Origin of the sequence: Actinomadura napierensis, from assembly GCF_039529375.1 — a bacterium.
In the GTDB taxonomy this organism is placed as follows: Bacteria; Actinomycetota; Actinomycetes; order Streptosporangiales; family Streptosporangiaceae; genus Spirillospora; species Spirillospora napierensis.
Window position 1 is genome coordinate 1 of record NZ_BAAAMR010000101.1, and the last position, 26,426, is coordinate 26,426.

26 protein-coding genes and 1 riboswitch are annotated in these 26,426 nt (G+C 74.1%); of the genes, 11 read left to right on the forward strand and 15 right to left on the reverse strand.

Annotation, left to right across the window (positions count from 1 at the left end; genetic code table 11):
* The 3 genes from ABD296_RS38295 to ABD296_RS38305 all read right to left on the reverse strand — a co-directional run.
* Positions 1 to 915 (reverse strand): serine/threonine-protein kinase (locus ABD296_RS38295; protein ID WP_344279257.1); only part of this gene is annotated, 915 nt, incomplete at its 3' end.
* Positions 916 to 969: 54 nt separating this feature from the next.
* Entirely contained in the window at positions 970 to 1,932 is a 963-nt protein-coding gene (locus tag ABD296_RS38300; protein WP_344279260.1) for a quinone oxidoreductase family protein, read from the reverse strand.
* A gap of 94 nt (positions 1,933 to 2,026) precedes the next feature.
* Entirely contained in the window at positions 2,027 to 2,713 is a 687-nt protein-coding gene (locus ABD296_RS38305; RefSeq protein ID WP_344279263.1) for a TetR family transcriptional regulator, read from the reverse strand.
* A gap of 318 nt (positions 2,714 to 3,031) precedes the next feature.
* Between ABD296_RS38305 and ABD296_RS38310 the strand changes: the two genes are divergently transcribed.
* From ABD296_RS38310 to ABD296_RS38320, 3 genes are all read left to right on the forward strand, one after another.
* A complete protein-coding gene (locus ABD296_RS38310) occupies positions 3,032 to 3,310 on the forward strand; it encodes a hypothetical protein (protein WP_344279265.1) in 279 nt (92 codons plus the stop codon).
* Positions 3,311 to 3,435: 125 nt separating this feature from the next.
* Positions 3,436 to 3,711 carry a DUF6504 family protein gene (locus tag ABD296_RS38315; protein ID WP_344279268.1) on the forward strand — a complete coding sequence of 92 codons (276 nt, stop codon included), beginning with the start codon at positions 3,436 to 3,438 and terminating at the stop codon, positions 3,709 to 3,711.
* 1 nt (position 3,712) lies between these two features.
* Complete coding sequence (locus ABD296_RS38320) at positions 3,713 to 7,072, forward strand: DNA polymerase III subunit alpha (RefSeq protein WP_344279271.1); 3,360 nt, start codon at positions 3,713 to 3,715, stop codon at positions 7,070 to 7,072.
* On the opposite strand, the gene ABD296_RS38325 is transcribed toward ABD296_RS38320, so the two are convergent.
* From ABD296_RS38325 to ABD296_RS38340, 4 genes are all read right to left on the reverse strand, one after another.
* A complete protein-coding gene (locus ABD296_RS38325; RefSeq protein WP_344279274.1) occupies positions 7,069 to 7,746 on the reverse strand; it encodes a DUF4328 domain-containing protein in 678 nt (225 codons plus the stop codon). The two genes, ABD296_RS38320 and ABD296_RS38325, sit on opposite strands and share 4 nt — an antisense overlap.
* 122 nt (positions 7,747 to 7,868) lie before the next feature.
* Positions 7,869 to 8,195, reverse strand: a complete 327-nt coding sequence (locus tag ABD296_RS38330) for a hypothetical protein (protein WP_344279277.1) — start codon at positions 8,193 to 8,195, stop codon at positions 7,869 to 7,871.
* A gap of 91 nt (positions 8,196 to 8,286) precedes the next feature.
* The gene (locus tag ABD296_RS38335; RefSeq protein WP_344279280.1) at positions 8,287 to 8,934 is read right to left on the reverse strand and encodes a response regulator transcription factor; all 648 of its coding nucleotides are present in this window, start codon (positions 8,932 to 8,934) and stop codon (positions 8,287 to 8,289) included.
* An 84-nt stretch (positions 8,935 to 9,018) separates the two neighbouring features.
* A complete protein-coding gene (locus ABD296_RS38340; protein WP_344279284.1) occupies positions 9,019 to 10,242 on the reverse strand; it encodes a sensor histidine kinase in 1,224 nt (407 codons plus the stop codon).
* 119 nt (positions 10,243 to 10,361) lie between these two features.
* Here ABD296_RS38340 and ABD296_RS38345 point away from each other — a divergent pair, with 119 nt between their 5' ends.
* The 5 genes from ABD296_RS38345 (at position 10,362) to ABD296_RS38365 (ending at position 14,684) form a co-directional block, all read left to right on the forward strand.
* A complete protein-coding gene (locus ABD296_RS38345) occupies positions 10,362 to 10,568 on the forward strand; it encodes a hypothetical protein (RefSeq protein WP_344279287.1) in 207 nt (68 codons plus the stop codon).
* Positions 10,565 to 11,272 carry an ABC transporter ATP-binding protein gene (locus ABD296_RS38350; protein WP_344279290.1) on the forward strand — a complete coding sequence of 236 codons (708 nt, stop codon included), beginning with the start codon at positions 10,565 to 10,567 and terminating at the stop codon, positions 11,270 to 11,272. Before ABD296_RS38345 ends, ABD296_RS38350 begins: the two co-directional genes overlap by 4 nt.
* Positions 11,272 to 13,275, forward strand: a complete 2,004-nt coding sequence (locus tag ABD296_RS38355; protein WP_344279293.1) for an FtsX-like permease family protein — start codon at positions 11,272 to 11,274, stop codon at positions 13,273 to 13,275. Before ABD296_RS38350 ends, ABD296_RS38355 begins: the two co-directional genes overlap by 1 nt.
* Positions 13,276 to 13,462: 187 nt before the next feature.
* Positions 13,463 to 13,699 carry a hypothetical protein gene (locus tag ABD296_RS38360; RefSeq protein ID WP_344279296.1) on the forward strand — a complete coding sequence of 79 codons (237 nt, stop codon included), beginning with the start codon at positions 13,463 to 13,465 and terminating at the stop codon, positions 13,697 to 13,699.
* 178 nt (positions 13,700 to 13,877) lie between these two features.
* The gene (locus tag ABD296_RS38365; RefSeq protein ID WP_344279299.1) at positions 13,878 to 14,684 is read left to right on the forward strand and encodes a methyltransferase domain-containing protein; all 807 of its coding nucleotides are present in this window, start codon (positions 13,878 to 13,880) and stop codon (positions 14,682 to 14,684) included.
* Positions 14,685 to 14,725: 41 nt separating this feature from the next.
* Here ABD296_RS38365 and ABD296_RS38370 read toward each other — a convergent pair whose 3' ends face one another.
* On the reverse strand, positions 14,726 to 15,307 hold the full coding sequence (locus ABD296_RS38370; protein ID WP_344279302.1) for a TetR/AcrR family transcriptional regulator: 582 nt from the start codon (positions 15,305 to 15,307) through the stop codon (positions 14,726 to 14,728).
* Positions 15,308 to 15,396: 89 nt separating this feature from the next.
* Between ABD296_RS38370 and ABD296_RS38375 the strand changes: the two genes are divergently transcribed.
* Positions 15,397 to 16,641, forward strand: a complete 1,245-nt coding sequence (locus ABD296_RS38375; protein WP_344279305.1) for an MFS transporter — start codon at positions 15,397 to 15,399, stop codon at positions 16,639 to 16,641.
* Here ABD296_RS38375 and ABD296_RS38380 read toward each other — a convergent pair.
* The 6 genes from ABD296_RS38380 to ABD296_RS38405 all read right to left on the reverse strand — a co-directional run bounded on the left by ABD296_RS38380 (position 16,604) and on the right by ABD296_RS38405 (position 22,465).
* A complete protein-coding gene (locus ABD296_RS38380) occupies positions 16,604 to 17,194 on the reverse strand; it encodes an SDR family oxidoreductase (RefSeq protein WP_344279308.1) in 591 nt (196 codons plus the stop codon). The genes ABD296_RS38375 and ABD296_RS38380 overlap by 38 nt on opposite strands.
* Positions 17,195 to 17,307: 113 nt before the next feature.
* A complete protein-coding gene (locus ABD296_RS38385) occupies positions 17,308 to 18,195 on the reverse strand; it encodes a hypothetical protein (RefSeq protein ID WP_344279311.1) in 888 nt (295 codons plus the stop codon).
* A gap of 88 nt (positions 18,196 to 18,283) precedes the next feature.
* Positions 18,284 to 19,939 (reverse strand): acetolactate synthase large subunit, encoded by a 1,656-nt coding sequence (locus ABD296_RS38390; protein ID WP_344279314.1) that lies wholly within the window; start codon positions 19,937 to 19,939, stop codon positions 18,284 to 18,286.
* A gap of 283 nt (positions 19,940 to 20,222) precedes the next feature.
* Positions 20,223 to 21,242, reverse strand: coding sequence for an LLM class F420-dependent oxidoreductase (locus ABD296_RS38395; RefSeq protein ID WP_344279316.1), 1,020 nt, complete (start codon positions 21,240 to 21,242; stop codon positions 20,223 to 20,225).
* A gap of 183 nt (positions 21,243 to 21,425) precedes the next feature.
* Positions 21,426 to 21,626, reverse strand: a complete 201-nt coding sequence (locus ABD296_RS38400) for a DUF397 domain-containing protein (protein ID WP_344279319.1) — start codon at positions 21,624 to 21,626, stop codon at positions 21,426 to 21,428.
* Positions 21,623 to 22,465, reverse strand: coding sequence for a helix-turn-helix domain-containing protein (locus ABD296_RS38405; RefSeq protein WP_344279321.1), 843 nt, complete (start codon positions 22,463 to 22,465; stop codon positions 21,623 to 21,625). The genes ABD296_RS38400 and ABD296_RS38405 overlap by 4 nt, the downstream gene beginning before the upstream one ends.
* A 194-nt stretch (positions 22,466 to 22,659) precedes the next feature.
* Here ABD296_RS38405 and ABD296_RS38410 point away from each other — a divergent pair, with 194 nt between their 5' ends.
* Positions 22,660 to 23,370 carry an ATP-binding protein gene (locus ABD296_RS38410; protein ID WP_344279324.1) on the forward strand — a complete coding sequence of 237 codons (711 nt, stop codon included), beginning with the start codon at positions 22,660 to 22,662 and terminating at the stop codon, positions 23,368 to 23,370.
* On the opposite strand, the gene ABD296_RS38415 is transcribed toward ABD296_RS38410, so the two are convergent.
* The gene (locus ABD296_RS38415; protein ID WP_344279326.1) at positions 23,281 to 24,063 is read right to left on the reverse strand and encodes a TetR/AcrR family transcriptional regulator; all 783 of its coding nucleotides are present in this window, start codon (positions 24,061 to 24,063) and stop codon (positions 23,281 to 23,283) included. The two genes, ABD296_RS38410 and ABD296_RS38415, sit on opposite strands and share 90 nt — an antisense overlap.
* 117 nt (positions 24,064 to 24,180) lie before the next feature.
* Positions 24,181 to 24,302, forward strand: a riboswitch (cobalamin riboswitch).
* A gap of 138 nt (positions 24,303 to 24,440) precedes the next feature.
* Here ABD296_RS38415 and ABD296_RS38420 point away from each other — a divergent pair.
* Positions 24,441 to 26,399, forward strand: coding sequence for a VWA domain-containing protein (locus tag ABD296_RS38420; protein ID WP_407061560.1), 1,959 nt, complete (start codon positions 24,441 to 24,443; stop codon positions 26,397 to 26,399).
* Positions 26,400 to 26,426 lie beyond the last annotated feature (27 nt).

The window sequence follows — 26,426 nt, forward strand, 5'->3', positions numbered from 1 at the left end:
GGGCGGTGGACCCGGTGCCGGCGGCGCGGGCCGCGCGCCGTCCGGGCGGCGCCAGGTCGCCGAGACCGTCTCCGCGAGCCGCTCCGGGTCGGCCCGCTCCTGCCCGACGAGCCGGGCGAGCAGCCGCTCCGCGGTCGGCCGGTTGCGCGGGTCCTTGTCGAGCGCGGCGGCGACGACGGCGCGCAGCCGCGGGTCGAGGCCGTCCAGCACCGGCTCCTCCGCGCCGATCCGGCGGAAGGTGTCGGCGACCGACTCGCCCTGGAACGGCGGGCGGCCCGTCCCGGCGTAGGCGATGACGCACCCCCACGCGAAGACGTCCGACGCCTGCTCGACCGGCCCGCCGTGCAGCACCTCGGGCGCGATGTAGGACGGGGTGCCGACGAACTGGCCGGTGCGGGTCGGGCCGTCGGGGGCGTCGAGGGCGCGGGCGATGCCGAAGTCGATGACGCGGGGCCCGGTGGACGACAGGAGCACGTTCGCGGGCTTGAGGTCGCGGTGCACGATCCCCGCGCCGTGGATCGCGGCGAGCGCCGTCGCGACGCCGACCGCGATCGACTCCAGGTCCGAGCCGGGCAGCGGCCCGCGCTCCTTGACGGCCGCCTCCAGGCTCGGCCCGTCGATGTACTCGGTGACGACGTACGGCGGGTCCTGGTCGAGCTCGGCGTCCAGCACCGGCGCGGTGCAGAACCGGTGGACGCGGCGCGCGGCGGTGACCTCGCGGCGGAACCGGGCGACGAACGCCGGCTCCCCGGCCAGCTCCCGGTTGACGACCTTCACCGCGACCCGGCGCCCGTCCGGCTCGGCGGCCAGGTACACGGTGCCCATCCCGCCGCGGCCGAGCCGGCCGAGCAGGCGGTAGGGCCCGAGAACGCGGGGCTCGTCCTGTTCGAGGGGATCGGCGGTGTATGTCGTCATGGAGGCAAGGCTAAGGGAGCCGGCGCCGCCCTGATCATCGATGCGCGCGGTTCGTCAGGGGATCAGCAGCAGCTTGCCCGTGGTGCGGCGCGCCTCCAGGTCGGCGTGCGCGGTGGCCGCGTCGGCGAGGTCGTAGCGGTGCCCGATGTGCAGCTCCAGCTCGCCGGAGGCGATCCAGCCGTACACGTCGGCGGCGCGTTCCAGCAGTTCCTCGCGGGTCACGGTGTAGTGCGCGAGCGTCGGCCGCGTCAGGAACAGCGAACCCGCCGCGTTCAGCCGCTGCGGGTCGAACGGCGGCACCTTCCCGCCCGCCGCGCCGTACAGCGCGAGGACCCCGCGCCGCCGCAGGCTCGCCAGGCTGCCGTCGAACGTCGGCGCGCCGACGCCGTCGTACACCACGGCGACGCCCTCGCCGCCGGTCAGCTCGCGCACCCGGTCGGCGAAGCCGTCGTAGTCCAGCACCTCGTCGGCGCCCGCGTCCCGCGCCGTCCGCTTCTTCTCGGGCGTCGACGCCGTCCCGATGACGCGCGCGCCCGCCGCCTTGGAGACCTGGGTGAGCAGCAGGCCCATCCCGCCCGCCGCCGCGTGCACGAGGACGGTGTCGCCCGCCTTCACCTCGTGCACCGAACGCGTCAGGTAGTGCGCCGTCATGCCCTGCAGCAGCGCGGCCGCCGCGTCCTCCAGGCCCACGCCGTCCGGGACGGGCACGACCTTGTCCGCCGGGACCGCGGCCCGCTGCGCGTACGACCCGGGCACGTTCGACCAGGCCACCCGGTCGCCCACCGCGAAGTCGGCGACGCCGTCGCCGACCGCGGCCACCGTGCCCGCGCCCTCCACGCCCGGCACGTACGGCAGCGACTGCGCGTAGGCGCCCGTCCGGTGGTAGACGTCGATGAAGTTGACGCCGCTCGCCGCCACGTCGACGAGCACCTCCCCGGCTCCGGGGACCGGGTCGGGACGCTCGCCGGCCTTCAGCACCTCCGGGCCGCCGCTCTCGGAGACGACGATCGCGCGCATTTCCACTCCTGCCGTTCGGGGAACCCTCCGGAACGCCGCAACCCGCCATGCCCGCGGGCTATTCCGTCACGCTCAGCCCGTCGTGTCCGGCCCGTCAGACCCAGTCGCGCATGGTGCGGCTGACGAGCGCGACGGCCTCCTCGACCCGGGCCGCGACGGTCTCGGGGTCCCAGATGTCCTGCCGCGCGCAGTCCTCGAACGCGATCCGCGTCGCCGACGAGTAGAACGCCACGACGATCTGCGGCCGCAGGTCGTTCACCGGGTCGACGCCCTCGCGCCGCGCGATCACGGCGGCGAGGTCGCTCTCGGCCGCCTTGTACCGCGCCATCTGCGCAGAGATCAGCGACGGCGTCGCCTCGATCACCTGCCGGACGCGGCGGAACCGCTCACTGTCGGCCGGGTCGCTGCCGGCGATGGTGCGCAGCACCACGCGCAGCGACTCGAACAGCGCGGTGAACGGGCGCTCTCCCTCCGGCCGCTCCGCCAGCGCCTCCGCCAGCACGTGGTCGTGCTCGGCGGGGAAGCTCGTGACGACGTCCTCCTTGGTGGCGAAGTAGCGGAAGAACGTGCGCTGCGACACCTCCACCGCCGCCACGATCTCGTCGATCGTCGTCGCCTCGTAGCCCTGCTCCAGGAACAGCTCGAGCGCCGCGTCGATCAGCGCGAGCCTCGTCTTCTGCTTCTTGCGCTCGCGCAGCCCGGCCAGGGCGCGCTCGGTGCGCGCCGGGACGCCTGCGCCTTCCGGGGGACCCGGTTCGTCGCCGGCGGGGGCGGGGGTCATCGGCTGACTCCTTCTCCGGGGCCGGGCGCGGGACGCCCGTCTCAGAGAGGCTTCTATCACGGACGGACCCTCCGTATCCGAACCGGGTTCCGTTATACGGAAGGCCCGGTGCCCGCCGGCCGATTGGCGCACCCGGGGATGCCGCGCCGCCCCGCCCGCCCGGACCATCGGCGCCGGGCGCGGAAAACCCCGTCCCACTCTCGGCGTTTCCGCTGCGCGGCCCGCCGGTACGGGTCATCCTGAGAGCCGGTCACCAACCGTCGCCGCGCGATCGCTCATGGTCGCCGGCGGGCGGCCCGGTCCATGCTGAGGCGGCTGATGCGGGTGTCTGTAGCCGATGGAGGAGAGATCGCCGAGGTGCGTCGCCGGCACCTGGCGGCGCTGGCGTACGAGCTGGAGGCCCGCGGCCTGTCCTGCCGCCTCGCCGGCCCCGGCGAGAGCGTGCTGAGCGTCCACGGGCCCCGCACGCTCCGGCAGGTCATGGTGGTCGTCACCCCCGTCGGCGCCGGCTGGTCCTATTTGTGGGCCGGCGGCGGCATGGCCGACGCCGCGACCACCGCCGTCGCCGCCGACCGGATCGCCGGCCTGCTCGGCTGAGCCCGCGCGTCCACCGCACCCCGTCTTGCTTGTGCGTCGCGGGGGTCTCTAGACTCGGTCGCGAACGTATGTTCGAACGGCCGCATGCTCCCTTCCCCCGTGCGGCGAGCACGAGGGGGAGGCAGATGACACGCGTGTTCGGCGACCCGGTGGACGTCTGGGTGAGCGACGGGCGTCCGGTCCGGTTCGTCTGGCGTGGCCGGCTCTACCGCGTCCGGCGGGTCCTGGAGCACTGGGTCACGACCCGCGACTGGTGGCGGGAGCAGCATCCCGACGGCGAGGCCACCGGCGAGCGGGAGTTCTGGCGGGTCGAGGCGACCCCGGACCGGGAGATCGGGGTCTACGAGTTGCGCTACGACGCGGCGTCCGACACATGGCTTCTTTCCCGGGTATGGGATTGACGTGCACCTTCATGTCGCTTCGGGGTATTCGCTGCGGTACGGGGTGGCGCCGCCCGCCGCGCTCGCCGCCCGTGCGGCGGACCTCGGCATGGAGACGCTCGCGCTGACCGACCGGGACGGGCTGTACGGCGCGGTCCGGCACGTCCAGGCGTGCGATGACGCGGGGATCGGCGCGGTCGTGGGCGCCGACCTCGGCTTCGCCGGCGGCGAGCGGGTCGTGGTGCTGGCCGAGGGGCGCACCGGCTGGCGGTCGCTGTGCCGGCTGGTCACCGCGGCGCACGCGGCGGGCGAGCGGGGCCGCCCGGTGACGACGCGGGAGATGGTCGGCGCGCACGCCGACGGGCTCGTGGCCCTGCTCGGCCCGGCCTCCGACGTGGGACGGGCCGTCGCCGCACGGCGCCCGGACGTGGCGTCCCGGCTGCTGGCGCGGTGGCGGGCGACGGCCGAGACGGTGATCGAGATCGTGAACCACCACGACGTGGGGGACGGGCACCGGGCGGCGCGGATGCTCGCGCTCGCCCGGGAGTCCGGGGTGCCCGCGGTGCTCGGCAATGCCGTCCGGTACCTGGAGCCGGCCGACCATCCGGTGGCGCAGGTGCTGGACGTGACGCGCCGGCTCGTCCCGCTGGACCGGCGGCACCTGGACGACCGCACCGGGCACGCCTACCTGAAGCCGGAGCCGCGGATGCGCCGGGCAGCGGAGCTGGCCTGCGGCCCGGACGAGGCGGACGCGCTGCTCGCCGAGACGCGCCGGCTGTCGGCGCGCTGCGTCCTGGATCCGGGCCGTGACCTGGGGATGGACGCGGTGCACCTGCCCGAGGTGACCGGTGATCCGCACGCCCGGCTCGCCGCCCGCTGTGCGGAGGGGATGGTCCGGCGCGGCCTCGTTGGGGCCCGGCGCGCGGAGGAGCGGCTCGCCGACGAACTGGCGGTGATCGCCCGCAAGGGCCTCGCCCCGTACTTCCTCACGGTCGCCGACGCGGCGGCGCTGATCCGCTCGCGCGGCATCCGGTGCGCCATCCGCGGCTCGGGCGCGGGCAGCCTGGTCAACCACCTGCTCGGCATCGGCGACCTCGACCCGCTCCGGCACGACCTGGTCATGGAGCGGTTCCTCGCCGACAGCCGCGAGGGCCTGCCCGACATCGACCTCGACGTGGAGTCGGCGCGGCGGCTGGAGGCCTACGGGGCGCTGTTCGACCGGTACGGCGCCGACGGCACGGCCTGCGTGTCGATGATGGAGACCTACCGGGCGCGCAGCGCGATCCGCGACGTCGGCAACGCCGTCGGGCTGCCGCCGCAGGAGATCGACGCGATCGCCAAGGCGTTCCCGCACATCCGGGCGAGCCAGATCGGCGCCGCGCTGCGCGACCTGCCGGAACTGCGGCAGAGCAACCTGTCGCAGGGCCGCCTGGACGTGCTGTTCCGCATCGCCGAGCGGCTGGACGGCCTGCCCCGGCACATCGCGATGCACCCGTGCGGGGTGCTGCTGTCCAACGCGACGCTGCGCGACCGCGTGCCCGTCGAGCAGAGCGCGCTCGGGTTCCCGATGAGCCAGTTCGACAAGGAGGACGTCGAGGCGATGGGCCTGCTGAAGCTCGACGTCATCGGCGTCCGGATGCAGTCGGCGATGGCGCACGCGGTCGCGGAGGTCGCGCGGGTGACGGGGGAGGAGATCGACCTGGAGGCCGTCCCGCGCGACGACCCCGACACCTACGCGCTGATCCGCACGTCCCGCACGCTCGGCTGCTTCCAGATCGAGTCGCCCGGCCAGCGCGAGCTGATCGGCCGGCTCCAGCCGTGGAACCTGGACGACCTCGTCATCGACATCTCGCTGTTCCGCCCCGGGCCGGTCAACTCCGACATGGTGATGCCGTTCCTGGACGCCCGCGCCGGGCTCAGGGACCCCGACTATCCGCACCCCGATCTCGAACCGGCCCTGCGTGAGAGCCTCGGCGTCGTCGTCTTCCACGAGCAGGTGCTGCGCGTCTTCGACGTGATGACCGGCTGCGGCCTGTCGACGGCGGAGGCGGCGCGGCGCAGCCTGAACCACGAGCGCGGCCAGGCCGTCGTCGGCGCCTGGTTCCGCGAGCGGGCGCGGGCGCGCGGCTACGACGAGCCGACCGTCGAACGGGTCTGGCGGACGCTCACCGCGTTCGGCGCGTTCGGGTTCTGCAAGGCCCACGCCGCGTCGTTCGCGCTGCCGACCTACCAGTCCGCCTGGCTGAAACGGCACCACACCGCCGCGTTCTACGCCGGCGTCCTCACCCACGACCCCGGCATGTACCCCAAGCGGGTCATCCTGGACGACGCGCGGCACTTCGGCGTCCCGATCCTGCCGCTGGACGTCAACCGGTCCGCGCCGGAGTGGCACGCCGAACCCGTCTCCGAGGGCGGCGACACCGGGATCCGCGTCGCGTTGAACGAGCTCAGGGGCATCAGCGACGCCGAGGTCGGGACGATCGTCGGCGCGCGGCCGTACGCGTCGCTGACCGACTTCTGGCGGCGCGCCCGGGTGTCGCGCCCGACCGCCGAGCGCCTCGTCCTCGCCGGGGCGTTCGACGCCCTGTACCCGGGCGAGCGGGTGCCGCGCCGCGACCTGCTCTGCCGCGTCGGCGCCCTCGACCGCGTCACCGCCCGCCGCACCGGACCCGCCGTGGTCGAGGGGCAGCTGCCGCTCGGCTACGAGGACGGCGACGGCGCCCTGTCCGGCGTCGAGATCGGCCTCGCCGAACCCGTCCCGCTCGGCGAGTTGCCGCCGATGACGCCCGCCGAGGTCGTCGAGGCCGAGCTGGACGTCCTCGGCATGGACGTCAGCCGGCACGTCCTCGGCTTCTACGACGCGCTGCTCGACGGGCTCGGCGTCGTCCGCGCCGCCGAGCTGCCCGGCCGTCCCAACGGGTCGGACGTGCTGGTGGCCGGGGTGAAGGTCGCGACGCAGACCCCGGCGGTCCGGTCGGGGCAGCGGGTCATCTTCGCGACGCTGGACGACTCCACCGGCCCGGTCGACCTGGCCTTCTTCGAGTCGGTGCAGGAACGCTGCGCCGCGACCGTGTTCGGCTCGTGGCTGCTGGTCGTGCGGGGGCGGGTCCGGCACGCCGGCGCCCGCGCCGTCTCGATCACCGCGACGGCCTGCTGGGACCTCACGTCCCTGTTCGAGCGGTGGCGGGACGGCGGCATGGACGCCGTCCGCCGCCGCAGGGCGGAGCGGGGGCCGCGGGCACGCCCGGTCGGCCGCCGCGTCGTCCAGCCGACCGGCTTCGCGATGTCCCCGTACTCCGACATAGCGCCCGCCGGCGGCTCCCCTCCCCGCGTCCCGCTGTGGCACACGAGCGGCGGCTCGTCCGGTCCGGCGCCGAGCTAGTCGCGGACGATCTGCAGGCGGGTGATCTGGAAGACGGTGGCCATGCACAGCGCGGCGGCGAGGGCCTGGAAGGCGGACGCGGCGACGCCGACGTGCACGTCGAAGCGGGCGTCGGCGAGGGTGTCGACGCTGCCGTGGCCGAACATGCGGGCGAACAGCAGGCCGAGCAGGGCGCACCCCCACCAGCCGGCCACGACCAGCCCGGCCGCCTGCCGTTCCGCCGTCCGGTACCGGCCGCTGTTCACCCAGACCTCGTAGACCATGCGGGGCGGCAGCCACAGGTTGACCACCGGGCAGAACCAGCCGAGCAGCACCCAGGCGCGGTGATGGCGGTGCGGCCCCGGCGACTGCCCGTAGGCGCGCCACAGCCACGCCAGGTACAGCAGGCCGGTCACCCCCGCCATGATCGCGCCGATCAGGAACACGTCCCCGTACGGGGCGAGGGCCTTGCCGGTGGCGGACGCGTTGTAGGTGTCATGGGTGGCGTCGTGCAGCGGCCGGGACATTCTCAGCAGGCTGATCCCCGAGCCGAGCGAGACGAAGGCGTCGAACCCGAGCAGCATGAACACCGCCACGCCGACGGCGCGGAAGTCGCGGCGCCGCGCCCAGGCTCCGCATGCCGGGCACCGGGCGACCTCGGACGGGATGATGTCGCCACATAGTGCACACGGCATGGTTTCACCTCCGAGGGGACCCTTTTTTGCGATTCGCTGCTTCGGATACTACGTAGGTTTGACTTGGTTGGCCCGCGAAGGGTTCGCACTCGTCCCGCGGATCTTCAGGCGCGGCCCCGCCGCTACCGGCCGAGGACGAGGCGCCCCGTCACATACGTCACGGCGGCGGTCAGCAGCAGCCACGCGGCGAGCCGCCCCAGGCCGCCTCCGGCCACGAGCCGGGCGGGCCGGAACCCCGTCACCACCGACAGCGACCACCACTGCGCGGCCAGCGCGATCGTCGCGTACAGCGACCCGTATCCGATCAGCGCGGACATCAGCACCACGCCCGCCGGGGCGGCGGTGTGCGCGAACAGCGCGGGCCCGCGCTCCGGGCCGCGCAGGCCGCGGCGCAGCCCGGCCAGGACCACCCCCCACCCGGCGGCGCACATGATCCAGATGAGCGCCACGGCCGGCGGGATGCCGTCGATCGACTCCGGTGCCAGTGCCGTTCCCCCGTAGCTGTTGCGATGTGCGCGCCGTGCCCCCGTCCCGGGGCGGCTAGGTCATCAGGCCCGACTCCCACGCCCACGCCGCGACCTCGACCCGGTTCCGCGCGCCGAGCTTGTGCATCACGCTGCCGAGGTGCGTCTTCACCGTGGACAGCGACACGAACAGCTCCGCGGCGATCTCCTCGTTCGTGCGCCCGCGCGCGACGAGCCGGACGACGTCCAGCTCCCGGTCGGTGGGCTGCTCGCGGGGCGGCGCGGGCGCCGCCGGCGGGCGCGCCAGGCGCTCCAGCAGCCGGACGGTGATCGACGGCGACACCAGCGACCCTCCGTTGGCCGCCGCGCGCACCGCCTCGACCAGCAGCGCCGGGCCGCTGTCCTTGAGCAGGAAGCCGACCGCGCCGCCGCGCAGCGCCCCGTACACGTACTCGTCCATGTCGAACGTGGTCACGATCACCACGCGCGGCGGGTCGGCGACGTCGGGGCCGGCGACGAGGCGGGTCGCCTCCAGGCCGTCCATCTTCGGCATCCGGATGTCGAACAGGCACACGTCGGGACGGAGCCGGCGGGTCAGCGCGACGGCCTCGGCGCCGTCGGCGGCCTCCCCGACCACCTCCATGTCGGGCTGCGAGTCGACGATCATCCGGAATCCGGTCCGGACCATCTGCTGGTCGTCGGCGATCAGCACACGGATGGTCATGTCCACATTCTCCAGTGTCGTCGGAGCGGATGAGCCGCCGGCCCTTTCCGCGACCGCACGCGGCGCTCGTCGGAGGAAGGCGCTCTAGCGCCCGGCGCCACGGGCACCGCAGTCGAACACGGCGACGACCTCCCAGCCGCCCTCCGGGCGGGGCCCGGCGCGCAGCCGCCCGCCGAGCGCGTCGACCCGCTCGGTCAGCCCGGCCAGCCCGAACCCCGAGGACGGCAGCCGGCGGCCCCGGCCCTGCCCGTCGTCGCGGACGCTGACCTCCACCGACCCGCCGCCCACCCGCACGACCGCGACCTGGACGGACCCGGCGTCGGCGGCGTGCTTGCGGATGTTGGTCAGCGACTCCTGCACGACCCGCTGCACGGACGCGGCGACCTCGGGCGGCAGCGCGCCGAGGTCGGGCGCCAGCGCGAGCGTGGCGGGCGGGTGGCTGAAGCCGGCGACCAGGTCGCGCAGCCGGGACAGGTCGCCGACCGGCCGGGTCGCAGGCTCGCCCGGCTGCGCGCCGCCGCCCCCGAACGCCTCGCCGTCGGGCGCCGAGGTGTGCTGCGCGTCCCGCAGCAGGCCGACCATCTGCCGCATCGACGTCAGCGCCTCGGTGCCGGCCTTCTCGATCCCGGCGAACATGGTGTCGAGCTGATCCGGCGACTGCGCCGCGCCCACCTGCGCCGCGAACCGCGCGGCCTGTGCCTGGACGACGATGCCGGTCACGTGGTGGGCGACGAAGTCGTGCAGGTCGCGGGCCAGTTCCAGCCGCTCGTCGCGGCGCGCCGCCGCGAGCGACCGGGCCCGGCGCGCGTCCACCGCGCGCAGGTAGAGCCCGACGCCGAGGGCGACCGCAACCGTGATGCCGAGCGGCGCGGTGAACACCAGCGCGCCCATCGGCGACCAGCGCAGCGGGATGGTCAGCACCGCGACGCCGAGCAGCACGGTCAGCGGCACGAGCCGGTCCCGGCCGGTCTTCCAGACCGTCCGGGCGATGACGATGAGCAGCCCGCCGATCTCGGCGAACACCCCGGGGTTGCTGTGGTGCAGCTCGACCACGGTGCTGAAGCAGGCGTTGCCGGCCACCGACAGCGCCCCGGCGGCCACCGCGGCGCGGACCAGCCACCGGGACGGTGCGAGCGCCGCCGCGTTCGCCGCCGCCGCGAAGACGATCAGTAGCAGCTGAGGCGGCTCGTGGTGCACCGCGACCAGCGCGGCCAGCAGGTACAGGGAGGCGAAGCCGCCGTAGGCGGCGCGCACGAGGCAGCCGCCCACCGAGTGGATGCGGTCCAGCCCCGTTCCCGTGTCGCTCACGACTATGGAGGTTACGACCCCGAGCGGACCCCCGGATCGGCCGTTCGGCCGATGCCCGGCCGCCCGGACCGAACCTGTGCCCGATGCGGGCGGGGCCCGGCGCGGCGCACGCTTGGGCCATGGAACTGGTCTACACGCCCCTCATCGTCCTGTTCGCCATCTTCGTGATCTACGGCGGCCTGGTGATCCCCGTTCGGGAGATCACCGAGTCGATCCGGGACCGGCGGTCCCGCGGCCCCTCGGAGCCGGGCGCCGGAACCGGCGTCGAGCCCGGCGAGGTCGTCGAGCTGCGGTCCGCCGCGGATCGGCGGAGGGCCGCCGCGTGAGCGAGACCCCTCTCCCCGGGCGGCCGGAGCCGGTCCTCGCGGGACGCGGCCTGGCCAAGCGGTTCGGCACCGCCGTCGCGCTGGACGGCGTCGACCTCGCCGTCGGCCGCGCCGAGGCCGTCGCGATCATGGGACCGAGCGGCTCCGGGAAGTCCACCCTGCTGCATTGCCTCGCCGGGATCCTGCGCCCGGACGCGGGGGAGGTGCACCTGCTCGGGCAGCGGATCGACGCGCTCGGCGAGCGCCGCCGCAGCGCGCTGCGCCGCACCCGGTTCGGGTTCGTCTTCCAGTTCGGGCAGCTGCTCCCCGAACTGCCCGCCGAGGAGAACGTCGCGCTGCCGCTCATGCTGAACGGGACGCCGCGCCGGGAGGCCGTCCAGGCCGCCCGCTCCTGGTTCGGCCCGCTCGGGCTCGGCGGGTTGGAGGGCCGGCGGCCGGGCGAGCTGTCCGGCGGGCAGGCGCAGCGGGTGGCGATCGCCCGCGCGCTGGCGCCCCGTCCCGCGGTCGTCTTCGCCGACGAGCCGACGGGCGCGCTCGACCAGGCCACCGGCCACGAGACGATGCGGCTGCTGACCGAGGCGACCCGGCACAACGACGCGTCGCTGGTCGTGGTGACGCACGACCCGTCCGTGGCGCGCTGGTGCGGCCGGACGGTGCAGGTCAGCGACGGTCGCGTGCGGCAGCCCGTCCCCGGAGCGGCGTGATGCGCACGACCCTGGAGCTGACCTGGCGGCTGCTGCGCGGCGGGGGCCGCCGCAACCTGCTCGGCTCGATGCTCACCCTCGCCGCGGTGGCCGTCTCCACCGGGCTCCTGCTGTTCGCGGTCAGCGCCAACCTCGCCTTCGCGCAGCGCTCCCACGCCGACGCGTGGCGGCATCCGGGGAAGGCGGACGCGCACCCGGTGATGGTCGAGGCCCTCGCGACCGACTCCGTCCGCGGCGAGCCGATCACCGTCGTGAACCTGGCGGCGCTGAAACCGGACGCGCCCGCCCCGCCGGGCATGCCGCGCTTCCCGAAGCCGGGCGAGACCTGGACCTCGCCCGCGCTCGCCCGGCTCATGAAGGACCTGCCCGCCGGCCAGCTCGCGGGCCGCTTCCCCGCCCGCGTCGGGACGCTCGGACGGGACGCGCTGATCCACCCGGGCGAGCTCGTCGCCGTGGTCGGCCACCGCCCGGGCGATCCCGCCATGACGGCGCACCGCAACGGCCTCGCCGGGACGGAGGGCACCGCCGAACCGACGGCGATCGCGCGGTTCCCGACGGACACCGCCGTGTCCGCCGCCGTCTACCAGGCGCTCGTCGCGATCGCGTCGGTGCTGATGGTCGTGCCGCTGCTGGTGTTCGGCGGCGCCGCCGCCCGGCTGACGGTGGCGCGCCGCGACCGGCGGCTCGCCGCGCTGCGGCTGGTCGGCGCCACGCCCGGGCAGGTCGTCGCGATCACCACGGCCGAGGCCGTGCTCACCGCGGCGGCGGGCGCGCTGGCCGGGACCGTTCTGTACGCGGCGGCGATCCCCGCTCTTACCCGCATCACCATCGCGGGCGGCGGCTGGTACGCCGCCGACCTGTGGCCGGGCGCGCTCACCGTCGCGGCGGTCCTCGCGGCGGTGCCCGTCCTGGTCGGCGCCAGCGCGGTCGTCGGGCTGCGCCGCGTCGTGGTGAGCCCGCTCGGCGTCGCCCGCCGCGAGACGCCGCCGGCGATGCGCGCCGTCCGGCTGCTGCTGCTCGCCGCGGTCGTGGTCGCGTTCGGTGCGACGAGCGGCGGGCTGACCGGCATGGGCCGGCTCGGCCTGGTGATCATGCTGCTGTTCCTCGCGCTGGCCTTCGTCGCGATCAACCTCGCCGGGCCGTGGGCGGTCGCGCTGATCGGCCGCGTCACCGTCGGCCTCGCGCGGAGCCCGGCGCGGCTGCTGGCCGGGCGCCGGCTGGTGGACGACCCGCGCTCGGCCTGGCGGACGGTCGCCGGCGTCGCGCTGACCGGGTTCGTCGCGGGATTCCTCGCGCTGATGGGCACCGCGTCGTCGGGGACGAAGCCGTCCGGCGAGCTGCGGCTGACCGTCCCGCCGGCCCGGGCCGCCGCCGTCGCCGAGCAGGTCAAAAGCGGGCTGCACGGGATCGACGCGGGCGTCTCGGTGAAGCAGCCCGTTGCCGGCGACCCGTCCGCGCCGAGGTCGCCCGGGCCGCCCGCTGCGCGCGACGCCGTCGTGACGATCGCCGTGCGGGGCGGGGCCGGCGCGGTGGACGAGGCGCGCACGGCGCTCGCCGCGGCCGTCCCCGGCCAGGTCGCCACCACCCCGGCCGACCAGGACAGGGCCGGTGACCGTCTCCTGGCCGACCTGCGGACGGGCGCGCTCACCGTGCTGGTCGTGTCGTTCCTCATCGCGATCACCAGCGCGGGCATCACCGGCGCGTCGGCGGTGCTGGACCGGAGGCAGGCCTACGCGATGCTGCGCCTGGCGGGCACCCCGCTGCGGGTGCTGGACCGGGCCCGGCGGCAGGAGACGCTGATCCCGCTCGTGGTGATGGGCGGCGGCTCGCTGGCGACCGGGCTGTTCTTCGCCTCGCCGTTCGCCATCGGGTTCGGCGCGTCCGGCGCCGTGACGCTCGCCGCCTTCGTCGCGGTCGGCTTCGGCGGGATCCTCGGCGCGAGCGCGCTGAGCCGCCCGCTGCTCCGCGCCGTCACCACCGACCCCGCGCCCACCCCGGACTAGCCGAATACCTGTTCGAGAAATGTCAGAGGTGCTGCGTAGATTGGATGTGACTTAGGGGACAACCTGGGGCGTTCGGGAACAGCCGCCGAACCGCGTGGCTTGTGCATACGTACCTAGGGGTATGTGACAACCGGTGGCCGTCGCACAGGCGCGGGGCCGCCGGGTCAAGGAATGAGGGGTGTCGACAGTGAGCGAAGCGACCGGCACATTCCATCTCACCCACCCGCGACTGCACGGGCCCGCCGAGCGGACCGTCGTGCAGCCGTGGCTCACCGAACTCACCCACGCGACGCTGAACGCCTACGCCGAGGTTCCCCCGGCGCTGACCGTGATCGAGCCGCTGCCCGCCCCGGCCCCGGCGCCCGTCCCGGCGGTCCCCGCCGCGCGGCGCGTCGCCGGCCGGCGCATCGCCCTGGCGGCGTGACGGACGGGGCGGCCTGACGGCGGCCGCCCGACGAACCGGCTCCGAGAGGGGGCCGAGGCCATCGTGCCTCGGCCCCCTCTCGCATGTCCGGCATCCCGCCGTCTCGCATCGTGAGATTCAGTTCTCAAAGTATGAGAAGTGGGCGTAGGGTGCAGGCACCGACAGAGAGGGGATCCCGATGTCCGCGAACGCGACCTACACCCACGGCCACCACGCGAACGTCCTGAGCTCGCACCAGTGGCGCACCGTCGAGAACTCCGCCGCCTACCTGGTCCCGCACCTGCGCCCGGGGGTCTCGGTCCTGGACGTCGGCTGCGGCCCGGGCACCATCACCGCCGGGATGGCCGAGCTGGTCGCGCCCGGACGCGTCGTCGCCGCCGACGCCGCCGAGGTCGTGCTGGACGAGGCGCGCAGGACCATGGCGGCCAGGGGAGTGACCAACGCCGAGTTCGCCGTCGCCGACGTCCACGATCTGGACTTCCCGGACGGCACCTTCGACATCGTCCACGCCCACCAGGTCCTGCAGCACATCGCCGACCCCGTCCGGGCGCTGGCCGAGATGCGCCGCGTCGCCAAGCCCGGCGGGATCGTGGCGGCCCGCGACGCCGACTTCGGTTCCATGGTCTGGTATCCCGAACCCGAGGCCATGGCCCCCTGGCGGTCCATCTACTACAAGGTGGCGCGCGGCAACGGCGGCGAGCCGGACGGCGGGCGACTCCTGGTCTCCTGGGCGCGGCGGGCCGGATTCACCGACATCACCGCGTCCGCGTCGGCCTGGTGCTACGCCACCCCCGAAGAGCGCGAGTGGTGGAGCGAGTCTTGGGGCGGCCGGATGCGCGACTCGTCCGTCGCCGACAAGGCCGTCGCCGGCGGCTACGCCACCCGCGACGAGCTGCAGCACATCTACGAGGGCTGGAAGGAGTGGGCCGCCGCCGAGGACGGCTGGTACTCCGTCACCAACTGCGAGATCATCTGCCGCGCCTGAGCCGGGCCGGGGACGCGGCGCCGGGGGCCGCCGCGTCCCGGTCAGGACCTTCCGTCGAGGAACTCCTCGGCCAGCTCGCGGGCGAAACGGGCGTCGGTGCCGGGGACGGCGAAGACGACCCTGAAGTACAGCGGCGCGACCACCCGGTCGATGATCTGGTCGAGGGACGGCAGGCCGGTCGCGCCGTTCTCCCGCGCGGCGGCGAGGATGCCCTCCAGGTCGCCGGTCACCTGCCGCAGGCACTCGCGCAGGCCCGCCTTCCGCTCGTCGAGGTCGGCCGCGACCTCGGCGCGGAAGAACGCGATGCCGCCCGGGCGCGCCAGATGCGCCAGATCCCATTCGGCGTAGGCCGCCAGGTCGGCGCGCAGGTCGCCGGTCGGCGGGGGAGGGGCGTCGGCGTCCAGCTCCTTGGCCGCCACCTCCGCGAGCAGCGCGGGCACCGTCCCCCAGCGCCGGTAGACCGTCGTCGGATTGACCCCCGCGCGCGTCGCCACGGCCGGGATCGTGACCCGGTCGGCGCCGCGCTCGCAGATCAGCTCGGTGACGGCGCGGTGCACCGCGTCCCGGACGCGGGCGCTGCGCCCACCGGGCCGCGCGGACGCGGGACGGGCGGCGGTGCTCATGGCGACCAGGTTAACGCAATATTCTTTGCTTTAGCGCCGGGAGGCGAGTACCGTCTCTTAAAGCCAATATCTTTGCTTTAGGAGTCCTCGTGACCACCGCCCTCCCAGCAACCGAACCCGCCGCGGGCCCCCGCCCCCGCCGGCTGCCCCGCGCCGCCGCCTTCTGGACCCTCACCGCCACGCTCCTGGCGTTCATGGCCGCGGCCGCCGCACCTTCCCCCCTCTACGTCGTCTACCAGGCCGAATGGAAGTTCTCCGCGACGACGCTGACGGTGGTCTTCGCCGTCTACGCGCTCGCGCTGCTGGTCGCCCTCGTCACGGTCGGCGCCCTGTCCGACCACATCGGCCGCCGCCCCGTGCTCGCCGCCGCGCTCGTCGCCCAGGTCGCCGCCATGCTGCTGTTCGTCGCCGCCGACGGCGTCGGCTGGCTCGTCGCCGCCCGCATCCTGCAGGGCCTGGCCACCGGCACCGCCACCGGCGCGATCAGCGCCGGCCTGGTCGACCTGCAACCCCCGCACGACCAGCGCCTCGCCTCCCTGGTCAACAGCGCCACCCCCGGCATCGGCCTCGGCGCGGGCGCCCTCGGCTCCGGCCTGCTCGTCCAGTACGCCCCCGCGCCGACCACCCTCGTCTACTGGCTGCTCGCCGCGCTGTGCGCCCTCGCCGTCGCGGGCATCCTCGCCATGCCGGAGACGTCCGCCCGCCGGCCCGGCGCCCTCGCCTCGCTGCGCCCGCAGGTCAGCGTCCCGCGCGGCGCCCGTGGAACGTTCCTGCTGGTCGTCCCGAGCCTGATCGCCACCTGGGGCGTCGTCGGCCTCTACATGTCGCTCGGCCCCTCGCTCGCCGCCGGCGTCCTCGGCGTCCACAACCACCTGGTCGGCGGCCTCGTCGTCTTCGCCCTGATGGCCGCCAGCGCCACCGCCGTCATCGCGACCGGCCCCCGGCCGCCCCGGCCCATGATGATCGGCGGCTCGCTCGTCCTCGCCGTCGGCCTCGCCCTCACCCTGACCGCGCTCGCCGCCGAGTCCACCCCGCTGTTCTTCACCGCCACCGTGGTCTCCGGCCTCGGCTTCGGCGCCGCGTTCCTCGGCGCCTTCCGCATCGCCGCCGGCCTCGCCGAACCGGCCCGCCGCGCCGCCCTCTTCGCGACCGTCTACACCCTCAGCTACCTGGCCTTCAGCCTGCCCGCCGTCGCCGCCGGCATCGCCACCACCCACATCGGCCTGCGCGAGACCGCCGACGTCTACGGCGGCGCGGTGATCGCCCTCGCCCTGCTCGCCGCCGGCGGCCTCCTCCTCAGACGCCCCACCGCCGGAAACCCCCCTCAGAGTTGATCACCTGCCCGGTGATCCACCGCCCCTCGTCCGACACCAGCCACCGCACCAGCCGCGCCACGTCGTCCGGCCTCCCCCACCGCCCGAACGGCAACGCACCGGCGACCCTCGCGGTCAACGCGGCATCCGCCCACCCGGTGTCCACCGGCCCCGGATTGACCGCGTTGACCGTGACCCCCCGATCGGCCAGCACATCGGCCAGCGTCAGCGTCATCTGATGGATCGCGCCCTTGCTCACCGCGTACGGGATCTCCCGCCCCATCGGCCCGAGATGCTGCCCCGAGGTGAACAGCACGATCCGCCCACCCGGCCGCGCGTCGTCGTGGACCTCCGCGAACGCCTGGGCGAGCAGCACGCTCGCCCGGGCGTTCACCGCCCAGCAGCGGTCCAGCTCGTCCGCCGTGACCTCGTCCAGCGTCTGCTCGGCACTGCGCGCATGATTCGCCACCACCACGTCGACCGCCCCGAACACCTCCACCGCCCGCCGAACGACCCGCCCCGGCGTCCAGCAGCTCCCGCGCCACCGCGAACCCGATCCCGGCCCGCCGCCCAACCCCCGTTACAACCCCATCCGCCCCGCCAACACACCCTCGCCACCCACACCGCCCACCCTAGATCCCACCCCCGGGCCGGCCCCGCCCAAAGAGGACGGGGCCGGCCCGGTGGTCAGTCGAGGAGGTTTTCGGCGTGGTCGATGGTCGCGGCGCGCTGGATCCAGCGTTCGAGCTGGTCGGTGTCGGTGCAGCCGGTGACGCGTTCGCGAACGTGGTCGGGAACCGCCAGGCCGCGTGCCTTCAGGACGAGCAGCACCGACTTGGCCGCCTCCTCGGTGCGTCCCTCAACGCGTCCCTCGGCACGTCCTTCGGTGCGGCCCTCGGCGATGTGGGTCTTGGCGAAGTCTGACTGCCACTCGTAGCCGGCGGTCTTCACAGTGTCCTCCAGGAGCTTGCGGGCAGCGTCGGAGAGCAGCGTCCTCAGGTAGTCATGGTACAGAGGGCCGGCGTCTCCGGTCAGTGTGTCGATGGCCGCCGCGACGGCACTGACCACGGCGGATGCGTGCGGGCCGTCGGCGTGGGCGGGGGCGCTGAGGACGGCGAGTTCGGGGATGCGGGCGGCTTCGGCGGGGTCGGTGATCGGGGGGAGCATGCCGGGGTGGACGGTCAGGGGCTCCAGCACCCAGTTCGGGTGGCCCATGTCGATGGGGGCGGCGCACCGTCGGGCGCTCTTCTGGTCCGGGCAGAGGACGAGCAGGGTCGCCCCGCACTTGTGGCGTAGCCGGAGCAGTGCGATGTAGGCGGGCCAGCTGTAGTGCTTGCCACCATCGAACCGCTGCTGTGACTCGACGATGACACCGTGGGCGGGCCTTTCCGGGGCGTCGAACAGGACGGTGGCGTCGCAGCGGAGTTCGGCCGGGTTCAGATCCGCGAAGGATTCGGACGTGATGCTGGGTTCGCCGAGGATGTCCAGGCCGAAGACGGTCCGCAGGATCGTGGGGACGAGCTCGGGCCGGTTGCGGACCATCTCCAGCGGGAGCTCGTGTGCACTCGTTGGCATGGAACGCAAACTAACGGTAATCGAACGGTCGCGCACCGTTCATGGTCTCGAATGGTTATTCGATACCATGGACGGTGCGGCGGGTGGGTCAGAACGGGCCGGTCAGGTCGCCCAGCTTGTCCGTTAGCTGGAGGTTGTGGGAGTAGTCCACCGGGACGGTGATGACGGACACGGTGTCCTCGGCGAGGGCCTTGCGGAGCGTGGGGAGCAGCTCGTCGGCCGATTCCACGCGATAGCCGCGGGCGCCGAAGCTCTCGGCGTACTTCACGAAGTCCGGGTTGCCGAACTTGATGTGGGAGCTGGCGCCCATGTCGAGGTCCATCTTCCACTCGATCAGGCCGTAGGCGGAGTCGTCCCAGATCAGGACGGTGATCGGAATGTTCTCGCGGACGGCGGTCTCCAGCTCCTGGGAGTTCATCAGGAAGGCGCCGTCGCCGGTGGCGGCGAGGACCCGGCGGTCGGGGTGGGCGAGCTTGGCGGCGAGGGCGCCGGGGACGGAGAAGCCCATGGACGACAGGCCGTTGGAGACCAGCAGGGTGTTCGGCTCGTAGGTCGGGTACATGCGGGCCATCCACATCTTCACCGCGCCGGTGTCGGCCAGGACGATGTCGCTGCGGCCCATGGCGGCGCGGACGTCGGCGACGATGCGGCGGGGGGAGAGGGGGAAGCCGTCCTCGGTGGCGCCCTCGGCGAGTTCGTCGCGCATCATCCGGCGGATCTTCTCGCCGGTGCCGTTGACGTCCCAGCGGCGGTGGACGCTGCCGGCGAGGGCGCGCAGGGACCGGGAGATGTCGCCCTGGATGCCGACGGTGACGGGGTAGTGGTCGTCGACCTCGGCGGGGGACTGGTGGATGTGGATGATCTTCTTGTCGGCGTTCGGGTTGATCTTGACCGGGTCGAACTCCTGCAGCTCGTAGCCGACGGCGATGAGGACGTCCGCCTCGTCGAAGCCGAAGTTGACGTAGTCGTGGCGCATGAAGCCGACGGCGCCGAGCGCGTTGCGGTGGTCGTCGGGGAAGACGCCCTTGCCGTTGAAGGTGGTGGCGACGGGCAGGCCGAGCTGCTCGGAGAAGTGGATCAGCGCCTCGCCCGCGCGGTCGCGGGTCGCGCCGTGGCCGGCGAGGACGATCGGCTGCCGGGCGAGCGCGATCACGTCGGCGGCGCGGGCGATCTGCGAGGGCGACGGCTCCTGCGGCCGGACGATGTTGACCGGCAGCGGCTTGAGCGCGCTGGAGACCTTGGCCGACTCGACGTCCTCGGGGATGGCCAGGTAGACGGCGCCGGGACGCTCGGTCTGCGCGGTCTTGAACGCCTTGCGGACCATCTCCGGCAGCGCCTCGGCGGTCGGCGCCAGCTCGGACCACTTGGTGATCGGGCGGAACAGCGACACCAGGTCGACGATCTGGTGCGACTCCTTGTAGATGCGGTCGAGGCCGACCTGTGCGGAGATCGCGACGACGGGGGTGCTGTTGGTGGTGGCGTCGGCGACGCCGAGCTGCAGGTTGATCGCGCCGGGGCCGAGCGTCGCGGAGGCCACGCCGGCCTTCCCGGTGAGCCGGCCGTAGATCTCGGCCATGAACGCCGCGCCCTGTTCGTGGCGGACGAGGATGTAGCGGATGGGGGAGTCGTTCAGGGCGTGGACGAAGTGGATGTTCTCCTCGCCGGGTATCCCGAACACGTATTCGACGCCTTCGGCCTCCAGGGTGCGGACGAGCAGCCGAGCGGCGTCTTCCTGCGTGGACATCGTGTGTCCCATCTCCAGTCTCTGATCTCCGGGTGCCTTCGGTGCAGCGCCCGGTTCGCCGCCTCCATTCCATCGTGCCGCGTGTGATCGGTTACGGGCGGGTTCCGCCGCCCGCCCGCGGTCCACCCCGAAATGGGGAGGGGCGGCCCGGCGCATGCCGGACCGCCCCTCCCCATGCCCCGGTAACTCGGGGTGGCCTGATCCCGAACGTAGAACCCGCTCCGTGACGGCGGGAACTTTCCGATACGTGATAATTCTGGGCGAGAAGGTACGTACGCCTTGCTCAGCCGTCCACCATTTCCTTGATCGCGCGCAGCGTCGGCTCGTCCTTCACACCGGCGATGAGCACGGTGGTGACCGGGCTGTCGCGCCACAGCCGGAGCCGCTCCTTGATCCGGCCGAGGGGACCGAGCAGCGAGATCGAGTCGGCGAGCTCGTCCGGGACCGCCTTGATCGCCTCGGCGCGGCGGCCGTCCAGGAACAACTCCTGCACGCGCTGCGCCTGCTCGGCGAAGCCGAGCCGGCCGATCAGGTCGAGGTGGAAGTTGCGGTCCTTGGCGCCCATCCCGCCGATGTAGAACGCGAGCGGGATCTTGGCGAACTCCAGCGCGGACGCCAGGTCGTCGGTGACGATCGTGGTGACGGTCGCGGCGATCTCGAAGCCGTCCGGGCGGTTCGCCAGCGACCCGCCGAACACGGGCTCGATCTGCTCGGGGTCGACGAACAGCGGCAGCCAGCCCTGCGCGACCTCGGTGGACAGCGCGACGTTCTTCGGCCCCTCCGCGCCCAGGTAGACGGGGATCTCCGGGCGGAGCGGGTGGACGATCGACTTCAGCGGCTTGCCGAGCCCCGCGCCGCCCGGGTACGGCAGCGGGTAGTGCGGGCCCTCGCTGGTCACCGGCTCCTCGCGGCGCCAGACCTGCCGGACGATGTCGAGGTACTCGCGGGTGCGGGCGAGCGGCTTGGGGAAGGGCTGCCCGTACCAGCCCTCCACGACCTGCGGGCCGGACGCGCCGAGGCCGAGGATCACCCGTCCGCCGGACAGCGCGTCGAGGGTCAGCGCGTGCATCGCGGTGGCGGCGGGCGTGCGCGCCGACATCTGCACGACGGCCGTGCCCAGCTTGATGCGGGACGTCCGGGCGGCGTACCAGGCCAGCGGGGTGAAGGCGTCGGAGCCGTAGGCCTCGGCGGTGAAGACCGAGTCGTATCCGCAGCGCTCGGCGGCCAGCACCGTCTCGGTCTGGTCGTCGGGCTCGCTCTGCCAGTAGCCGACGTTGATGCCGAGCTTGAGTTCCGCGGTCACGATGCCACCCTCCGGTCGCCGGGCACGCCGCCGGGTCGGCGGCGCACGGCGATACTAGAACACGTTCTATTTTCCGGGGAAGGCCGGGCGGTCGCGGGCACGGCCGGCGGTCGCGGGAACGGTGGAGGGTCGCGGGCACGGCGGAGGGCCGCGGCGCGGTGCCGCGGCCCTCCGGAGTCGTGCTCAGACCTCCCGGATGGAGTCGAGGAGGGTCTGCCATGCGTTCGGCGTCAGCACCAGGGCCGGTCCGCCGGGGTCCTTCGAATCGCGAACAGCGCGCAGATCGCTGGAGAGGGGGGCCACCTCGACGCACTGGTCGCCGCTCCCGCTGTGGGACGACGTGCGCCAGGCGGCTCCGTTGAGTTCGCGCTGCAGGTGGGTCACTGGCTGCTCCTTGCTGCCTCGGCTATGAGGTGCGCGGATTCCTCGGGGGACAGGGCGGCCGCCTCGATCCGATCGAAGCGGTCCCTATGTTTTGCTATTGCCTCGCTGCTCTCAAGGTAAACGTCACCCATGGTCCCCTCTACGTAGGCGATATCGGGGTCGGCGGGGTCGGGATACGACAAAATGGTGAAACGTCCGTCAAGGCCCGCATGGCCCCCGTGTGTGAACGGGAGTACCTGAACGGTCACCGTTGGGCGTTTCGCCGCCTCGACCAGGGACTCCAGCTGGGCGCGCATCACGTCCGCGCCGCCGATCGGCCGCTTCAGCACCGCCTCGTCGAAGATGACCTGCAGGCGGGGGGCGCTGTCGCGGTCGAGCAGCGCCTGGCGGATCTTTCGGGCGGCGATCCGGCGCTCGACGTCCTCCTCCGCGGGCAGCAGCCGGCCGGCGCGGATCACGGCGCGGGAGTACTCCTCGATCTGCAGCAGCCCGTGGATGAGCTGCGGGTCCCAGGTGCGGATGTGCGACGCCTCGTCCTCCAGTGCCACGTAGCTGCCCGCGAAGACGTCCTGGTAGGCGGTCCACCAGCCGCGCTGGCCGGCCTGCCTGGCGAGCGTGATCAGCGCGTCGCGGTCCGGGCTCGGTACCCCGTAGAGGTCGAGGATGTCGGCGATGTCGCCGGGGCGCGGGCGGGTCTGGCTGGTCTCCAGGCGGGAGACGGTGGCCCGGGACCAGTCCAGCCGGTCGGCCACCTCCTGCAGCGTCAGGCCCTGCTCCTCCCGCAGCTTGCGGAGCTCCCGCGCCAGGCGGCGGCCACGAACGGTGGGGCGGTAGGTCATGGGAGCGAAGTCTCGCCGCTCCGGCCTTCCGCCACAACGCGATTGACGAACCCGGCACGAAGGGCAGAGCAATTCCCTGAAGACGCTTGCGAACGTGAGATTCTCACGAGAGTCTTGAATGCGTGACTGCTCGGGGACCCATAGTGACGGTGATCGGACCGCGCGCCCGGGCAGGCGGCCCGCGGGAGGCACTCGTGAAGACCCCGCCCGAGACCACCGAAGCGAGCCCGCGCGGGGCGCGGCACACCGCCGGGCCGCGCGCCGGGCACGACCGCATCGCCGCCGCCGCGCTCGCCGGCGGGTTCGCCAACCCGGCGCCGGACGTCCCCGCCGCCGATCCGGCGGCCGATCTGGCCGCCGACACGATGGCCGGCGCGATGGCCGCCGGCGGCGCGCACGTCCCGGCGGGCGCCAGGCCCGGCTGGGTGTGGGCGCTGCCCGGCGGTCCCGGCTGCGCGGGCCACGCGCGCCGCGTGCTGCGCGACGCCCTCCTCTCGCTCGGCGTCCGGGACGAGGCGATCGGCGACGCCCAGCTGATGGTGAGCGAGCTCGCCACCAACGCCCACCAGCACGCGGGCGACCACGGCCCGCACGAGCTGTGGCTCTACCTCGGCGACCCCTCCGGGGCCGGGACGGGAGCCGACGGCGCCCGCGCGGTGGACGGCGTCCCCGGCGCCGAAGTCAGGTGTGCCGTGTTCGACGCCTACGTCGAGGCGGCGCTGCCGGGCTATTCGTGGACGTCGGGGGACTGCGGGCGCGGGCTCAGCATCGTCCGGGAACTGTCGCGGGGCCGCTGGGGCACGCTGCGGACCCTGTCACGGCTCGGTCCCGGCGTTCGCGGGAAGGCCGTCTGGTTCGCCGTTCCCGTGCGCGGCGGCGTGCAGCAGCCGGTCCCCGGCTTCTAGCGGGCGCCCGGGTCCGCCGCCGCGCGCCTCCAGCGCGGGGGCGATGTCGGTGACCATCGACAGCAGCGACCTGGTCAGCAGCGTCTGCACCTGCGCGCGGTCGAGGGTCCGCTCCTGGAGCCACTGCCGCGTCGCCGCGTCCGCGAGCCCGGAGTAGACGCGCAGGACGGCGCGCAGCGTGCCGGTCGGCGCGGGCACGCGCAGGACGGCGAGCATGTGCTCGACCGTCCGGTCGCGGAACCGGTTGACGATGTCGAGCAGTTCCGGGTCCTGCCCGAAGCCCTCCGCGTCCAGCGCCGCGAACCAGGTGGTGGCGTTGCGCTCGGCGGTGTCGAGGAACAGGTTGACGCACAGCTCGACGGTCTCGGGCAGCGTCATCCGCTCGTCCGGCGGCGGCGCCTGCACGGCGGCGGTCGCCGTCAGCCCCTGGACGACCTTGAGGAACAGTTCGCGCTTGGTGCCGAAGTAGTAGTGGATGAGCCCGCGCTGGACGCCCGCCTCGCGGGCGATCGCCGCCGTGGACACCTCCGCGTACGGCAGTTCGGTGAACATCCGGCGCGCGACGTCGAGGATCTGGTCGCGCCGCTCGTCGCGCGGCAGGCGCTGGTAGCGGCCCTTGGCGTTCCTCGGACTTCCGGGGCGCGGCGTCGCGGCTCCGGCGGCCTCGCCGCGCGGGGCCGCGCGTCGTTCCATACCGACCAGTAGACCATTTGATTGGCGGATCGCCAAAATCTACCGGCGGTGCGCCGATAAACGGCGGGGTCGAGCGCGGCCGGGGTGTGTGCGATCCTGGGCGGGCGACGGAAGCGGAGGAACCCGGTGCGAATCCGGGGCTGTCCCGCAACTGTGACCAGGGGAGCCCCCCTCGACGCGGCCACGGCACGCGGTGCTGGAAGGCCGAGGGGGAGCGGTGATCCGGGAGCCAGGAGACTCCGGCCGTCGGACAGGCACCGCCACGGGCGTGGACACCCGAGGAAGGACGAACAGACGTGCGACCTGCGTCGGCGACGAACACCGGCCGGCCGGAGGGGCGCGCCCGCGCGCTCTACCCCTTCTCCGCCGTCGTCGGAATGGACGACCTCAAGCTCGCCCTGCTGATCAACGCCGTGTCACCGGGCGTCGGCGGGGTGCTGGTGCGCGGCGAGAAGGGCACCGCGAAGTCGACGATCGTGCGGGCGCTGGCCGGGCTGCTGCCGCCGGTGCCGGCCGTGCCGGGCTGCCGGTTCTCCTGCGACCCGGGCGACCCCGACCCGGCGTGCCCGGACGGCCCGCACGACGCGGGCGAAGGGGAGGAACGGGCCGCGCGGCTGGTGGAGCTGCCGGTCGGCGCGTCCGAGGACCGGCTCACCGGCTCGCTGGACATCGAGCGCGCGCTGACCGAGGGCGTGAAGGCGTTCGAGCCGGGCCTGCTGGCGGCGGCGCACCGCGGCGTCCTGTACGTCGACGAGGTCAACCTGCTCCATGACCACCTGGTCGACCTGCTGCTGGACGCGGCGGCGATGGGCGAGTCGTACGTGGAGCGCGAGGGCGTCTCGGTCCGGCACGCGGCCAGGTTCCTGCTGGTCGGGACGATGAACCCGGAGGAGGGCGAGCTGCGCCCGCAACTGCTCGACCGGTTCGGGCTGACCGTCGAGGTCGCCGCGACCCGCGATCCGGCCGAGCGCGCCGAGGTCGTCCGGCGGCGGCTGCGCTTCGAGGACGACCCGGACGGCTTCGCCGCGGCCTTCGCGGCGGACGAGGCGGACCTCGCCGGGCGGATCGCCGCCGCCCGGCGCCGGCTGCCCGGCGTGGAGCTGACAGACGCCGCGCTGCGCCAGATCACCGCCGTGTGCGCGTCGTTCGAGGTGGACGGCCTGCGCGCCGACCTGGTGACGGCGCGCGCCGCGATCGCGCTGGCGGCCTGGCACGGCCGCGCCGTGGTGACGGCCGACGACGTGCGGACGGCGGCGCGGGTGGCGTTCGCCCACCGGCGCCGCCGCGACCCCTTCGACGCGCCCGGCCTGGACCGGCAGAAGCTCGACGAGGTCCTCGAAGAGCACGGTGAGGAGCCGGAACCGCCCGACGATCCGGGTCCTCCCGACGATGGGCCCGGCGGCCCGGACGGCGGGGGCGGCGGTCTTCCCGACGGCCCCGGACAGCAGGACGCGCCCGTTCCGCCGCAGTCCGTTCCGCCGCAGTCCGAGCAGCCGATGGAGAGCGGCCAAGGCCGCTCGGGAGAGAGCGAGCCCGCTCCGGCGGACGCCGCCTACAAGCCGCGCCTCTTCACCGTCCCGGGCCTCGGGAACGGTGCGCCGGGACGGCGTTCCAAGGCGCGCAGCCCGTACGGACGTGTCTCCGGTGCGCGGCCCGGCACGCGAGGCGTGCACCTTACGGCGACGCTGCGAGCGGCGGCACCGCACCAGCGCGCGCGGGGACGCACCGGTTCGGGACTGGTCGTCCTACCCGGCGACCTGCGCGAAGCGGTCCGTGACGGGCGGGAGGGCAATCTCGTCCTGTTCGTTGTGGACGCCAGCGGCTCGATGGCGGCGCGCAAGCGGATGCGCGCGGTGAAGGGCGCCGTCCTCAGCCTCCTTCTCGACGCCTACCAGAGGCGCGACAAGGTCGGCCTCATCACCTTCCGGGGCAGGGACGCGGAACTGGCGCTGCCGCCCACGTCGTCGGTGGAGGCCGGGGCGCGCCGCCTCGACGCGCTCCCGACCGGTGGCCGCACGCCGCTGTCCGCCGGGCTGATGCGCGCGGCGGAGGTGCTGCGGGTCGAGCGGTTGCGCGACCCGGCCCGCCGCCCGCTGCTGGTCGTGGTGACCGACGGCCGCGCCACCCACGGCCCCGACCCGTCGCAGGCGGCCGGGCTGCTCGCCGGCGTCGCGTCCGTGGTCGTCGACTGCGAGTCCGGTCCGGTGCGGCTCGGCCTGGCCGCCGCGCTGGGCGCCCGGCTCGGCGCCGAGGTCGTCCGGCTCGACCGGCTCGCCGCCGACGCGCTCGCCGGCGTCGTCCGCGACGCCCGCAACGACGCCCGGAACATCGCGTGACCGGCGGCGGGTCCGCCGTGGAACCAG